Source organism: Serratia sp. CMO1 (assembly GCF_015689115.1).
GTDB lineage: Bacteria > Pseudomonadota > Gammaproteobacteria > Enterobacterales > Enterobacteriaceae > Serratia > Serratia marcescens.
The window spans coordinates 4730796-4744743 of record NZ_CP065032.1 but is presented as its reverse complement, the minus strand read 5'-3'; the positions used below and the strand labels follow the sequence as shown (position 1 = coordinate 4744743).

Here is a 13948-nt window from a genome sequence, read left to right as displayed (position 1 = left end):
TTCTGAAATTTAATTACGCCGCGTCGGTTATCAGCACGGCTTATTTCGCCGTTTTCTACTTATTTTGAGTTAGGGGAAAGCATAAAGCATTTCCCCTGCTAAATGTCGGGTTTATTGCCGGCAAAAGTGATTGACCAGTTGGCCCAGCAGTTTGCGCGTCGGTTCGATAAACGCGGTGTCGATGTACTCGTCCGGCTGGTGGGCCTGATCGATGGAACCGGGGCCGAGCACCAGGGTCGGGCAGACCTGCTGCACGAACGGCGCTTCGGTGCAGTAGTTGACCACCTGCGTGCGGGTGCCCAGCAGCTCCTCGATCACCGCCACCATGCGGTGGTCGGTCGGGCACTCGTAGCCCGGCACCGACGCATGCAGCTCTTCGATGGTCAGGCGGCCCGGCCAGCGTTGGCTCACCGGCTCCAGCGCCTGATGCATCAGTTCGTTAATGTTGTCGAGCGTCATGCCGGGCAGCGGGCGGATGTCCAGGTGCAGCTCGCAGCAGGCGCAGATGCGGTTGGCCGCGTCGCCGCCGCTGATATGGCCGAAGTTCATGGTGGGATAAGGCACGGCGAACGCCGGGTTGTTGTAGCGCTCCTGCAGGGTTTTGCGCAGCTCCATCAGGCGGCCGATGGATTCGTGCATCAGATCGATGGCGTTGACGCCGCGCGCCGGATCGCTGGAGTGGCCGGACTGGCCGACGATGCGAATGGCGTTGGCCATGTGGCCCTTGTGCGCGCGCACCGGCTGCAGCGAGGTCGGTTCGCCGATGATGGCGAAATCCGGCCGAATGGCGGTGGAGGCGGCGAAATAACGTGCGCCGGCCATCGTCGTTTCTTCATCTGCGGTCGCCAGAATGTACAGCGGCTTGGTCAGTTTGCTCGCGTCGATGTCGCGCACCGCGTCCAGAATAAAGGCGAAGAAGCCTTTCATGTCGGCGGTGCCCAGCCCGTAGAGCTTGTTGTCGTGCTCGGTCAGGGTGAAGGGATCGCGCGTCCAGCGGCCTTCGTCGTAAGGCACCGTATCGGTGTGGCCGGCCAGCAGCAGGCCGCCGCTGCCTTCGCCGATGCTGGCCAGCAGGTTGAATTTGTGGCGCGATTCCGGCACCGGCTGTACGTCGACGCGAAAGCCCAGGTCGGCAAACCATCCGGCCAGCAAGTTGATTAACGCCTCATTGCTCTGATCGAGGCCGGCATCGGTGGCGCTGATCGACGGAGTGGCGATCAACGCCCGGTACAGCTCAATAAATGGAGGTAATTTCATCTTCACTGTTGACAGCCTTTGGTTAGGATAGTATCAATATTCATGCATTTATTTTGAATAAAAATACAGTAAGCCGAAGCGTAAGGGAACCCGATACCCGGATGTTTATAAAAGCATCAACGCCTGGCTCCGTGGGTGAACGGCGCAACAACGCTGGCTAGCCCTGTTACCTGGGTCGCAAGCGACCGCACGTCAGTTTAGAAGGTGAAAGGCCACATGTTGAATACGCTGATCGTTGGTGCCAGCGGTTACGCCGGAGCGGAGCTCACGGCTTACCTGAATCGCCACCCACACATGAACATAACCGCTTTAGCGGTTTCAGCGCAAAGTGCAGATGCAGGAAAGTTGCTTTCCGATCTCCATCCCCAGTTGAAAGGCATCGTCGATCTGCCGCTGCAGCCGTTGACCGACGTCGCCAAGGCGGCGCAGGGCATCGACGTGGTGTTCCTCGCCACCGCTCATGAAGTCAGCCACGATATCGCACCGGCCTTCCTGGCGGCAGGCTGCGTGGTGTTCGATCTGTCCGGCGCCTTCCGCGTGCAGGATGCCGGTTTCTATAGCCAGTATTACGGTTTCGAACATCAGCATGGCGCCCTGCTGGAGCAGGCGGTTTACGGCCTGGCGGAGTGGCAGAGCGACAAGATCAAACAGGCGCAGCTGATCGCCGTGCCGGGCTGTTACCCGACGGCGGCGCAGCTGGCGCTGAAACCGTTAATCGAAAAACAGTTGCTGAATCTGGATCAGTGGCCGGTGATCAACGCCACCAGCGGCGTCAGCGGCGCCGGGCGCAAGGCCAGCATGACCACCAGTTTCTGCGAAGTGAGCCTGCAGCCGTACGGCATTTTCACTCACCGGCACCAGCCGGAGATCGCCGCGCACCTGGGCGTGCCGGTTATCTTTACGCCGCATCTGGGCAACTTCCCGCGCGGCATCCTTGAAACCATCACCTGCCGCCTGAAAGCCGGCGTGACCGCGCAGGACGTGGCCGCCGCCTATCACGCCGCGTATGACGACAAGCCGCTGGTGCGGTTGTACGACCAGGGCGTGCCGGCGCTGAAAGCGGTGGTGGGGCTGCCGTTCTGCGACATCGGCTTTGCGGTGCAGGGCGAGCATCTGATCGCCGTGGCGGCGGAAGACAACCTGCTGAAAGGCGCGGCGGCGCAGGCGGTGCAATGCCTGAATATCCGTTTCGGCTTCCCGGAAACCCAATCACTCCTTTAAACCAGCGTGAGTAAACAGCAATGAACCCGTTAATTATCAAGTTAGGTGGCGTGTTATTAGACAGTGAAGAAGCGCTGGAGCGTCTGTTTACCGCGTTGGACAGCTATCGGCAGCAGCACCAGCGCCCGTTGGTGATCGTCCACGGCGGCGGCTGCGTGGTGGACGAACTGATGAAGCAGCTCGCTTTGCCGGTGGTGAAAAAGAACGGCCTGCGGGTCACGCCGGCCGATCAGATCGACATCATCACCGGCGCGCTGGCCGGCACCGCCAACAAAACGCTGCTGGCGTGGGCGATTAAACACCAAATCAACGCCGTCGGCCTGAGCCTGGCGGACGGCGGCAGCGCGGTCGTGACCCCGCTCGATCCGGCATTGGGCCACGTCGGCAACGCGCAGCCCGGCTCGCCCGCGCTGCTCAATACCCTGCTGGGCGCCGGCTACCTGCCGGTTATCAGCTCCATCGGCATCACCGCCGAAGGGCAGTTAATGAACGTGAACGCCGATCAGGCGGCGACGGCGCTGGCTGCGACGCTGGGGGCGGATCTGATCCTGCTGTCGGACGTCAGCGGCATCCTCGACGGCAAGGGGCAACGCATTGCGGAAATGACGGCACAAAAAGCGGAACAACTGATCGCGCAAGGCATCATCACCGATGGTATGGTGGTGAAGGTGAATGCGGCGCTCGACGCCGCCCGCACCCTCGGCCGCCCGGTGGATATCGCCAGCTGGCGCCATGCCGATCAGCTTCCTGCTTTGTTTAACGGCGTGTCGATTGGCACCCGGATCCTCGCTTAATTTTAGAATTAGAAAGGAATAGATCATGCAAAACCAAGGCATCAAAAAAATCGTTCTGGCGTACTCCGGCGGCCTGGATACCTCGGCCATCATTCCATGGCTGAAAGAGAACTACGGCGGCTGTGAAGTGGTGGCGTTCGTGGCGGACATCGGCCAGGAGCGCAGCGATCTGGAAGGCGTGGAGCAAAAAGCCCTGCAGTCCGGTGCCTCTGAATGCCACGTGGTCGATCTGCGTGAAGAATTTATCCGCGATTACGTTTATCCGGTGCTGCAGACCGGCGCCCTGTACGAGGGCAGCTACCTGCTGGGCACCTCGATGGCGCGGCCGATCATCGCCAAGGCGCAGGTCGAGCTGGCGTTGAAAGTGGGCGCCGACGCGCTGTGCCACGGCGCAACCGGTAAAGGCAACGATCAGGTGCGTTTCGAAACCACCTACACCGCGCTGGCGCCGCAGTTGAAAGTGGTGGCGCCGTGGCGTGAGTGGAACCTGCGTTCCCGTGAAGCGCTGCTGGATTACCTGAAAGAGCGCAATATCCCGACCACCGCATCGCTGGAGAAAATCTACAGCCGCGATGAGAACGCCTGGCACATCTCCACCGAAGGCGGCGTGCTGGAAAGCCCGTGGAACGCGCCAAATAAGGATTGCTGGGTATGGACCGTCGATCCGCAGGAAGCGCCGGACCAGCCTGAGCAGGTGACCGTTACCGTCGAGAAAGGCCGCGTCGTGGCGGTTAACGGTAAAGCGCTGTCGCCGTACCAGTGCCTGGAAACCCTGAACGCGCTGGGCGCCAAGCACGGCGTCGGCCGGATCGACATCGTGGAAAACCGTCTGGTGGGCATCAAATCCCGCGGCTGCTATGAGACCCCGGGGGGCACCATCATGGTGGCGGCGCTGCGCGCCATCGAGCAGCTGGTGCTGGATCGCGACAGCTTCAAATGGCGCGAGCAGCTGGGCCTGGAGATGTCCTATGTGGTGTACGACGGCCGTTGGTTCGCGCCGCTGCGCCGTTCGCTGCAGGCCTCTGCCGAAGCATTGGCTGAAGAGGTGAACGGTGAAGTGGTGCTGCAGCTGTACAAAGGCCAGGTGACGGCGACCCAGAAAAAATCCGCCAACAGCCTGTACTCCGAAGAGTTCGCCACCTTCGGCGAAGACGAAGTTTACGATCACAGCCACGCGGGCGGCTTTATCCGTCTGTTCTCTCTGTCTTCACGCATTCGCGCGTTGAACGAGAAAAAGAATAAATAATCGATTGGCGTGACTCTGCAAGGGCGCAGCATGCTGCGCCCTTTCGCATAAAAATTCAGGAGTAAGATATGGCACTTTGGGGCGGACGGTTCACTCAGGCGGCGGATCAGCGGTTCAAACAACTCAATGATTCGCTGCGGTTCGATTATCGCCTGGCGGAGCAGGATATCGTGGGCTCGGTGGCCTGGTCGAAGGCGCTGGTGACCGTTAACGTGTTGACCGCAGCGGAGCAACAGCAGCTGGAGCAGGCGCTGAATGCGCTACTGAAGGAAGTCCAGGCCGATCCTTTGGCGATCGTCCAAAGCGATGCGGAAGACATCCACAGCTGGGTAGAGCAGAAGCTGATCGAGAAGGTCGGCGACTTGGGCAAGAAGCTGCACACCGGCCGCAGCCGCAACGATCAGGTCGCGACCGATCTGAAGCTGTGGTGCAAACAGCAGATCGGCGATCTGCATCAGGCGATCGTCCAACTGCAGCAGGCGCTGGTGGAGACCGCCGAAGCCAATCAGGATGCGGTGATGCCGGGGTATACCCACCTGCAACGCGCGCAGCCGGTGACTTTCGCGCACTGGTGCCTGGCCTATGTCGAGATGCTGGCGCGCGATGAGAGCCGTCTGCAGGATACCCTGAAACGGCTGGACGTCAGCCCGCTGGGCAGCGGCGCGCTGGCCGGCACCGCTTATCCTATCGATCGCGAGCAGCTGGCCGGCTGGCTGGGCTTCGCCTCGGCGACCCGCAACAGCCTGGACAGCGTCTCCGATCGCGATCACGTGCTGGAGCTGCTGTCCAACGCCGCCATCAGCATGGTTCACCTGTCGCGCTTCGCCGAAGATCTGATCTTCTTCAACAGCGGCGAGGCGGCGTTTGTCGAGCTGTCTGACCGCGTGACCTCCGGCTCTTCGCTGATGCCGCAGAAGAAAAACCCGGACGCGCTGGAGCTGATCCGCGGCAAGTGCGGCCGCGTACAGGGCGCGCTGACCGGCATGATGATGACGCTGAAAGGCCTGCCGCTGGCGTACAACAAAGACATGCAGGAAGACAAAGAAGGGCTGTTCGACGCGCTCGACACCTGGATGGACTGCCTGCAGATGGCGGCGCTGGTGCTGGACGGCATTCAGGTGAAGCGCCCGCGCTGCCGGGAAGCGGCGGAGCAGGGTTATGCGAATGCCACCGAGCTGGCGGACTACCTGGTCGCCAAAGGCGTGCCGTTCCGCGAAGCGCACCATATCGTCGGTGAGGCGGTGGTAGAAGCGATTCGCCAAGGCAAACCGCTGGAAGCGCTGCCGCTGGCGGATTTGCAGCAGTTCAGCGCGACGATCGGCGACGACGTCTATCCGATCCTGGCGTTGCAATCCTGCCTGGACAAGCGTGCGGCCAAAGGCGGCGTCGCGCCGCAGCAGGTCGCGGCGGCGATCGCCGCAGCGAAACAGCGTTTGGCTTGACGACGACAAGGGCGGCTCTGCGCCGCCCTTGAACCTTTACCCCGCCAGGCGTGCGCAGAGATAACGGTTCAGGCTCACGCCTTCTTCCATCGCGCCGATCGCCAGCCGGCGATGCTGTTCCGGCGTCATGCGCAGCACCAGTTTGCCGCTGAAATTTTTCTCCGCCAACGCCTGCGGCGGCGTTTCGCCTTGCGCCAGCATGTCGGCGATCGTTTCGCTCACCACTTTCTCGATACCCTCCAATGCGCCGGTACGCGTGGCGGCCAGCCAGGACAACGAGGGGAATTCGGCGCACAGCCCGACATATTCACGGTCTTGCGCTGACCAGGTGATGCGATAGGTATAGTGTTCATGCTTTTCCATGTTCTTCCTCCATTCTGGCTTCGCCCTCCAATTTAGTGTCATTATTGATATCACTTCAATATCGAAGCATAAAAAATGAGCGCAGGAGGGCCGTGAGGCAAGAGGAGGGAGGAAAATCTGGAAAGTGCTGCGCAAAAAACCGGGCCTGAAGGCCCGGTGGGGATGAACGGAGAATAAGAGGTTACTCGCCCGGGCAGCGCTGGCAGCGCTCGATTTCGGTCGCGCCGAGTTTGAGCTTCGCCTGCAGATCGCGCAGCGCGGTGCGCAAGCCTTCTTCGATCACCGGATGATAGAACGGCATGTCCAGCATCTGATCGACGGTCATCTGCTGCTGGTGCGCCCAGGCCAGCAGGTGCGCGATGTGTTCGGCGTCCGGGCCGATCATTTCCGCGCCGAGGAAACGGCCGGTGCCTTGCTCGCCGTAGACGTGCAGAATGCCTTTGTTGCGCAGCATCACCCGCGAGCGGCCCTGATTCTCAAACGAGACGTTGCCCACTTCAAAGCAGCCGCAGGCGCTGAACTTCTCGCTCAGCTCGCGGAAGGTTGAGCCGACCATGGCGATCTGCGGATCGGAGAACACCACCGAAATCGCGCTGCGGCGCAGACCCGGATTGATCTCCGGGAAGCTGCCGGCGTTGGCGCCGGCGATGCGCGCCTGATCGCTGGCCTCGTGCAGCAGCGGTAGTTGGTTGCTGGCGTCGCCGGCAATGAAAATATGCGGCACGCTGGTTTGCATCGTCAGGCGGTCGGCCAGCGGCACGCCTCGGGCGTCGAGCTGCAAGCCGGTATTTTCGAGGCCTAACCGATCGACGTTGGGGCGGCGGCCGGTGGCGGCCAGCACGTAGTCCACCAGGATCTCCTGCGGTTGGCCCTGCAGATCCTGATAGCGGATAAATACGCGGTCGCCTTCGCGCTGCATCATCTCTACCTTCACGTCGGCGTCGAGGTAGAACTCTTCCCCCAGCGCTTTGGCGGCGTAATCGCGTACGGCGCTGTCGGTCAGCGGCCCGACGGCGCCGCCGATGCCGAATACCTTGGTGTCGACGCCGAGGCGGTGCAGCGCTTGCCCCAGCTCCAGCCCGATGACGCCGGGGCCGAATACCGCTACGGATTGCGGCAAGTCATCCCAGTTGAACACGTCGTCGTTGACGATCAGGCGATCGCCCAGTTCGTTCCACGGCGCCGGCCAGCTGGGGCGGGAACCAGTGGCGATCACGATACGCTGCGCCACGATGCGCGTATGGTCATCGACCTGCAGCGTGTTGTCGTCGATAAAGCGGGCATAGCCCTGAATTTTGTCGGCGGCCGGGATCTCGTCCACGCCTTCCAGCACGAAGCCGACGAAACGGTCGCGTTCGCGTTTGACGCGCGCCATCACCTCGCGCCCATCAATGCGCGTTTTGCCGGTTGGGTGCACGCCAAAGCCCGGTGCACGTTCGATTTGATGCACCGCTTCGGCGGCGGCGATCAATAATTTGGATGGCATGCAGCCAACGCGCGAACAGGTGGTGCCATAAGGCCCGCCTTCAATCATCACCACGCTGGGGGTAGACAGTTTGGCCGCGCGGTAGGCGCCGAGCCCTGCGGTGCCGCCGCCGATGACCGCGACATCAACGTTCAACAGTTTCATATCCGCTCCTGAAAGGTAAAAAAAGGGCGGGCCGTAGCCCGCCAAAGTTCACGTTGGCTTTGTTATTACTTATTAAGCTGACAGGAAGGTTTCCAGATCGTCGCTGCCGCCGATGTGACGACCGCCGATGAATACTTGCGGCACCGTGGCGCGGCCGCTGACGGCGCGCAGGCTGACGGTGGTGGCGTCTTTGCCCAGCACGATCTCTTCATACTGAATGCCACGCTCTTGCAGCATCTGCTTGGCTTTGGCGCAGAATGGGCAGCCCGGTTTGGTGAACAGAGAGACCGATTCCTGCACTTTGAATTCCGGCGCCAGGTATTTCAGCATGGTGTCGGCGTCGGACACTTCAAACGGGTCGCCCGGCTTGTTCGGCTCGACAAACATTTTCTCGACCACGCCGTTGCGTACCAGCATCGAGTAGCGCCATGAGCGAGGGCCAAAGCCCAGATCCGCTTTCTCGACCAGCATGTTCATGCCTTTGGTGAATTCACCGTTGCCGTCCGGTACGAAGGTGATGTTTTCCGCATGTTGGTCAGCTTTCCAGGCGTTCATGACGAAGGTGTCGTTCACGGAGACGCAAAGAATGCTGTCGACGCCGTGCTGCTTGAATACGCTGGACAGTTCGTTGTAGCGCGGCAGGTGGCTCGAAGAACAGGTCGGCGTGAACGCGCCCGGCAGCGAGAAAACAATGACGGTTTTGTTTTTGAACAGGTCATCAGTGGTCACATCAATCCATTGGTCGCCCTGACGGGTGTGGAAAGTAACCTGAGGAACTTTCTTGCCTTCTTGACTGGTAAACATTGATTAACCCCTTAATTAGGAAAAGTAATTTTTAGCATTTAGCGCGATATCGCTTCGTTGGGACACATTATTGTCGCTGGGGCTTGATAGATCTAATCGCTCATTGCTATCTTATCTATCGCCATGAGCTATCATGGAATGGAGGGAAACAATGAATATTCGTGATTTAGAGTATCTGGTCGCCTTGGCCGAGCACCGGCACTTCCGCCGCGCGGCCGATTCATGCCATGTAAGCCAACCCACGCTGAGCGGGCAGATCCGCAAGCTGGAAGACGAGTTGGGCGTCATGCTGCTCGAGCGCACCAGCCGCAAGGTGCTGTTCACCCAGGCGGGTCTGTTGCTGGTGGAGCAGGCGCGTACCGTGCTGCGCGAAGTGAAAGTGTTGAAGGAGATGGCCAGCCAGCAGGGCGAAGCCATGTCCGGGCCGCTGCACATCGGCCTGATCCCGACCGTGGGGCCTTATCTGCTGCCGCAGATCATACCGACACTGCACAAAACCTTCCCGAAACTGGAAATGTACCTGCACGAAGCGCAAACCCACCAACTGCTGGCGCAACTCGACAGCGGCAAACTGGACTGCGCCATTCTGGCGTTGGTGAAGGAAACCGAGGCGTTTATCGAAGTGCCTCTGTTCGATGAACCGATGAAGCTGGCGGTGTATTCCGATCACCCGTGGGCGCAGCGCGAGCGCGTGGCGATGCCGGATTTGGCGGGAGAGAAGCTGCTGATGCTGGAAGATGGCCACTGCCTGCGCGATCAGGCGATGGGCTTCTGCTTCCAGGCGGGCGCGGACGAAGATACTCACTTCCGCGCCACCAGTCTGGAAACGTTGCGCAATATGGTCGCTGCCGGCAGCGGCATTACCCTGCTGCCGTCACTGGCGGTGCCGCCGCAGCGCGAACGCGACGGCGTGTGCTATCTGGATTGCTACAAGCCGGAACCGAAGCGCACCATCGCGTTGGTATATCGCCCCGGTTCCCCACTGCGCAGCCGTTATGAGCAGTTGGCCGAAGCGATCCGCGAGCACATGCAGGGCTACATCGACAGCGCGTTAAAACAGGCGGTTTAAGCCGTTAAGCGCCGCCACCCGGTAGGCTTCGGCCATGGTCGGATAGTTGAAGGTCGTATTAACGAAATACTCGATAGTATTGCCTTCACCTTTCTGTTCCATGATCGCCTGACCGATGTGGATGATCTCCGCCGCACGCTCGCCGAAGCAGTGGATCCCGAGGATCTGCAGGGTGTCGCGATGGAACAGGATCTTCAGGCTGCCGACGTTCATCCCGGCGATCTGCGCGCGCGCCAGATGCTTGAACTGGGCGCGGCCCACTTCATACGGCACTTTCATCGCCGTCAGTTCCTGCTCGGTTTTGCCGACGGAGCTGATTTCCGGAATGGTGTAGATGCCGGTCGGGATATCTTCGATTAGATGGCCGCTGGCTTCGCCGGAAGCGATCGCCTGGGCGGCGATGCGGCCCTGATCGTAGGCGGCGGAAGCCAGGCTCGGATAGCCGATCACGTCACCGACCGCGTAGATGTGCGACAGCGCGGTTTGATACATGCTGTTCACCTTCAGCAACCCGCGGCTGTCCGACTCCAGACCGACGTTCTCCAACCCCAACGAATCGGTGTTGCCGGTACGGCCGTTGGCGTACAGCAGGCAGTCCGCTTTCACCTTCTTGCCGGACTTCAGGTGCACGATCACGCCGTCTTCGGTGCCTTCGATCTTCTCGAATTCTTCGTTGTGGCGGATCACCACGCCGTTGTTCCAGAAGTGATAAGAGAGCGAATCCGACATCTCTTGATCGAGGAACGCCAGCAGGCGATCGCGGGTGTTGATCAGATCCACCTTGACGTTCAGACCGCGGAAGATAGACGCATATTCACAGCCGATCACCCCGGCGCCGTAAATGATCACGTGGCGCGGTTCATGGCTCAGCTCGAGAATGGAGTCGCTGTCGTAGATGCGCGGGTGATTGAAATCGACGCTGGCCGGATGGTAAGGGCGCGAGCCGCAGGCGATCACGATGTGGTCGGCGCGGATGGTGTCCTGGGTGCCGTCCATGTAGCTGACGCTGACGGTGTTGGCGTCGATGAAGCGTGCGTCGCCGGCGAACAGTTTGCACTGGTTCCGCTCATAAAACCCTTGGCGCATGCGGGTCTGCTGGCTGATGACGTTATCGGCGTGGCGTAAAATGTCAGGGAAGGTCGCGCTGAGCGTGCGCGAGTTGTTGTAAAGCGGGTTCTGGTTGAATTCGATAATGCGGCTGACGGCGTGGCGGAGGGCTTTGGAAGGGATGGTGCCCCAGTGGGTACATCCGCCGCCTACGTTGTTGTACCGTTCGATAACGGCCACGCGGGCGCCCTGTTTCACCAGCCCCATGGCGGCACCTTCACCACCAGGGCCCGAGCCAATCACAATGGCATCAAATTGATAGTGCTGTTGCATGTAGGAGAGACCTGTTTTTTTATACAAGATTACAACGGTATCTTAACATCATAGCGCTGCTCACCCAATCACCATTAGGCTTTTTGAGTCAAAGCACAATCGGCTCAGGGCGGAAGTGTGATAGAGCGCGTTAGTATAAATGCTGTTGCAATAAAATTTGCTATATTGCCGAGTCTAGGGCGTTAGACTGAGAGAATGGAACCTATCCGGATATGCATATGGGCGTCAGAGCACAACAAAAAGAACGGACTCGTCGTTCCCTGATCGAAGCCGCATTCAGCCAGCTGAGCGCCGAACGCAGTTTCGCCAGCCTGAGCCTGCGGGAAGTTTCACGCGAGGCGGGCATCGCGCCCACGTCGTTTTACCGCCATTTCCGCGACGTGGATGAGCTGGGGCTGACCATGGTGGATGAAAGCGGCCTGATGCTGCGTCAGTTGATGCGCCAGGCGCGCCAACGCATCGCCAAGGGCGGCAGCGTGATCCGCACCTCGGTGTCCACCTTTATGGAATTTATCGGCAACAACCCGAACGCCTTCCGCCTGCTGCTGCGCGAGCGCTCCGGCACGTCGGCGGCATTCCGTGCGGCGGTGGCGCGCGAGATCCAGCATTTCATCGCCGAACTGGCGGACTACCTCGAGTTGGAAAACCATATGCCGCGCAGCTTTACCGAAGCGCAGGCGGAGGCGATGGTCACCATCGTGTTCAGCGCCGGCGCGGAAGCGCTGGATATCGACGTCGAGCAGCGGCAGCAGTTGGAAGAGCGGCTGGTGCTGCAATTGCGTATGATCTCCAAAGGGGCGTATTACTGGTATCGTCGCGAACAAGAAAAAGCTTCTGTGTCCCACGTATAAAAAAGGTAAACAATGATGGAAAAACCAGGCCGTGAAAATGGCACCTTACTGCTGGCGTTGATTGCCGGCCTTTCGATCAACGGTTCCTTTGCCGCGCTGTTCAGCTCGGTGGTGCCGTTTTCGATCTTCCCGCTGATTGCGTTGGTGCTGGCGGTGTACTGCCTGCATCAGCGTTACCTGAACCGCGCCATGCCCGACGGCATGCCGAAGCTGGCGGCGGCCTGCTTCCTGCTGGGGCTGCTGATGTACAGCGCCATCGTGCGCGCCGAATACCCGCAGATCGGTTCCAACTTCCTGCCGTCGGTAGTGTGTGTGGCGCTGGTGCTGTGGATTGGGGTCAAGCTGAAGGCGCGCAAGACGCTGGATGCGCCGACTCAAGAGCCGTAATGAAACGGGGCGCCATATGGCGCCCCTGTCGTATCAGCGGTGTTTTTCCAGCAACACGCCGCATTCCATGTGATGGGTATACGGGAACTGGTCGAACAGCGCCAGACGGCTGACCCGGTGCGTGGCCTGCAGCGTTTCCAGGTTGGCGCACAGCGTTTCCGGATTGCATGAAATATACAGAATGCGCGGGTAAGCCTGCACCATCTTCACCGTTTCCGCGTCCAGCCCGCTGCGCGGCGGATCAACGAAAATCGTCTCGCAGTTGTAGCCGCTCAGATCGATGCCTTTCAACCGGTTGAATTCGCGTACTCCGTTCATCGCCTGGGTGAAGTCTTCCGCCGCCATGCGGATGATCTGCACGTTGTCGATATGGTTGGCGGCGATGTTGTACTGCGCCGCCGCCACCGACGGCTTGGCGATCTCGGTCGCCAGCACGCGCTCGAAATTGCGCGCCAACGCCAGCGAGAAGTTGCCGTTGCCGCAATACAGTTCCAGCAAATCGCCTTTGGAACCGGCGGTGACCGCCAGCGCCCATTCCAGCATCTGCACGTTCATGGCCGCGTTGGGTTGAGTGAAGCTGTTTTCCACCTGGCGATAGATCATATCGCGGCCGGCGACCGTCAGCACTTCGTCAACATAATCCTGGTCGAGCATGATTTTGGTCTTCGACGCCCGGCCGATCAACTGCAGGTCAAAACCCTGCGCGCGCAGCTCGTCGCGCAGCTGCTCGGCGCGCTGCTGCCAAACGTCATCCAGCTTGCGGTGGTACAGCAGCGAGGCGATGATTTTGCCGCTTTGCGTCGACAGATAATCGATCTGAAACAGCTTGTGGCGCAGGATCGGCTCCGGTTTCAGCGCGGCGATCAGGGCGCTCATCAGGCGGTTGATCAGTTCGCTGGCGGCCGGGAATTGATCGACGCGAATACGCTGCTTGGTCTGCTGATCGAACATGATGTGATACATGTCGTCCGCGTCGTGCCAGATGCGGAACTCGGCGCGCATGCGGTAGTGGTCGACTGGCGAGCGGAACACTTCCGGCTCGGGCGCCGCGAACGGTGACATCAACGTCTTCAGGCGGGCGACTTTCTCCGCCAGTTGGTCATCGTAACGTTCAATAGGCAAATTCTCGGGCGTCATGTGTGTCTTCTCGTCAGGCAAATTTGATCAGCGGGGATTGTAGGGAATCAGCCCGTGAAGTCCAGTTTTGTCGCGTTTATTATTTGTAACATTAATAGCAGTCTAGACATCTATTTGCATTGATCGTAGCATTGCCGTCCGGCCTCAAGCAGCGAGTGAAAAGGGAATCCGGTGTGAATCCGGAGCTGACGCGCAGCGGTAAGGGGAAGTCACGGCGATAGCGTTTCGACGCAGACACTGTCCATTGCAGGATGGGAAGTCATCGCCCGTTGCCGGTCGCGCCCCGCGGCCCGCAAATCCCAAGCCCGAAGACCTGCCGGTGTTACGTCGCAATGTCCGTGGCCGTCGCGAACTACCGGCCATGATC

At 60.1% G+C, this 13948-nt stretch carries 13 protein-coding genes and 1 riboswitch; of the genes, 7 read left to right on the top strand and 6 right to left on the bottom strand.

The genetic code is table 11. The annotated features are described in order from the left end of the window. Positions 1 to 111: 111 nt before the first annotated feature. Complete coding sequence (gene argE / locus IT763_RS22565; protein WP_015379410.1) at positions 112 to 1257, bottom strand: acetylornithine deacetylase; 1146 nt, start codon at positions 1255 to 1257, stop codon at positions 112 to 114. A gap of 216 nt (positions 1258 to 1473) precedes the next feature. Here argE and argC point away from each other — a divergent pair, with 216 nt between their 5' ends. The 4 genes from argC (at position 1474) to argH (ending at position 5960) form a co-directional block, all read left to right on the top strand. Next, entirely contained in the window at positions 1474 to 2478 is a 1005-nt protein-coding gene (gene argC, locus IT763_RS22560) for an N-acetyl-gamma-glutamyl-phosphate reductase (protein ID WP_015379409.1), read from the top strand. A gap of 20 nt (positions 2479 to 2498) precedes the next feature. Beyond that, positions 2499 to 3272 carry an acetylglutamate kinase gene (gene argB, locus IT763_RS22555; RefSeq protein ID WP_016929723.1) on the top strand — a complete coding sequence of 258 codons (774 nt, stop codon included), beginning with the start codon at positions 2499 to 2501 and terminating at the stop codon, positions 3270 to 3272. Positions 3273 to 3297: 25 nt separating this feature from the next. Further along, entirely contained in the window at positions 3298 to 4518 is a 1221-nt protein-coding gene (locus IT763_RS22550; protein ID WP_004931061.1) for an argininosuccinate synthase, read from the top strand. 68 nt (positions 4519 to 4586) lie between these two features. After that, positions 4587 to 5960: an argininosuccinate lyase gene (gene argH, locus IT763_RS22545; protein ID WP_016929724.1), complete on the top strand. Its 1374-nt coding sequence runs from the start codon at positions 4587 to 4589 to the stop codon at positions 5958 to 5960. A gap of 36 nt (positions 5961 to 5996) precedes the next feature. Here the strand turns inward: argH and IT763_RS22540 are convergent, their stop codons facing one another. The 3 genes from IT763_RS22540 to IT763_RS22530 all read right to left on the bottom strand — a co-directional run bounded on the left by IT763_RS22540 (position 5997) and on the right by IT763_RS22530 (position 8757). Further along, on the bottom strand, positions 5997 to 6323 hold the full coding sequence (locus IT763_RS22540; protein WP_033652204.1) for a type II toxin-antitoxin system HicB family antitoxin: 327 nt from the start codon (positions 6321 to 6323) through the stop codon (positions 5997 to 5999). 181 nt (positions 6324 to 6504) lie between these two features. Next, a complete protein-coding gene (locus IT763_RS22535; RefSeq protein ID WP_206195029.1) occupies positions 6505 to 7953 on the bottom strand; it encodes a dihydrolipoyl dehydrogenase in 1449 nt (482 codons plus the stop codon). Positions 7954 to 8025: 72 nt separating this feature from the next. Next, complete coding sequence (locus IT763_RS22530; protein WP_015379403.1) at positions 8026 to 8757, bottom strand: glutathione peroxidase; 732 nt, start codon at positions 8755 to 8757, stop codon at positions 8026 to 8028. 151 nt (positions 8758 to 8908) lie between these two features. Here IT763_RS22530 and oxyR point away from each other — a divergent pair, with 151 nt between their 5' ends. Next, positions 8909 to 9826, top strand: a complete 918-nt coding sequence (oxyR, locus tag IT763_RS22525; protein WP_015379402.1) for a DNA-binding transcriptional regulator OxyR — start codon at positions 8909 to 8911, stop codon at positions 9824 to 9826. Here the strand turns inward: oxyR and sthA are convergent. Further along, on the bottom strand, positions 9809 to 11206 hold the full coding sequence (gene sthA / locus IT763_RS22520) for a Si-specific NAD(P)(+) transhydrogenase (protein WP_004931047.1): 1398 nt from the start codon (positions 11204 to 11206) through the stop codon (positions 9809 to 9811). The two genes, oxyR and sthA, sit on opposite strands and share 18 nt — an antisense overlap. Positions 11207 to 11424: 218 nt before the next feature. Here sthA and fabR point away from each other — a divergent pair, with 218 nt between their 5' ends. Together fabR and IT763_RS22510 are read left to right on the top strand one after the other, a co-directional pair. Then, on the top strand, positions 11425 to 12057 hold the full coding sequence (gene fabR / locus IT763_RS22515; RefSeq protein ID WP_004931044.1) for an HTH-type transcriptional repressor FabR: 633 nt from the start codon (positions 11425 to 11427) through the stop codon (positions 12055 to 12057). 15 nt (positions 12058 to 12072) lie between these two features. Beyond that, on the top strand, positions 12073 to 12444 hold the full coding sequence (locus IT763_RS22510) for a YijD family membrane protein (protein WP_016929728.1): 372 nt from the start codon (positions 12073 to 12075) through the stop codon (positions 12442 to 12444). Positions 12445 to 12477: 33 nt separating this feature from the next. Here the strand turns inward: IT763_RS22510 and trmA are convergent, their stop codons facing one another. Next, positions 12478 to 13581, bottom strand: a complete 1104-nt coding sequence (gene trmA / locus IT763_RS22505; protein ID WP_079450591.1) for a tRNA (uridine(54)-C5)-methyltransferase TrmA — start codon at positions 13579 to 13581, stop codon at positions 12478 to 12480. Positions 13582 to 13703: 122 nt separating this feature from the next. Next, positions 13704 to 13917, top strand: a riboswitch (cobalamin riboswitch). The last annotated feature ends 31 nt before the right edge of the window (positions 13918 to 13948 follow it).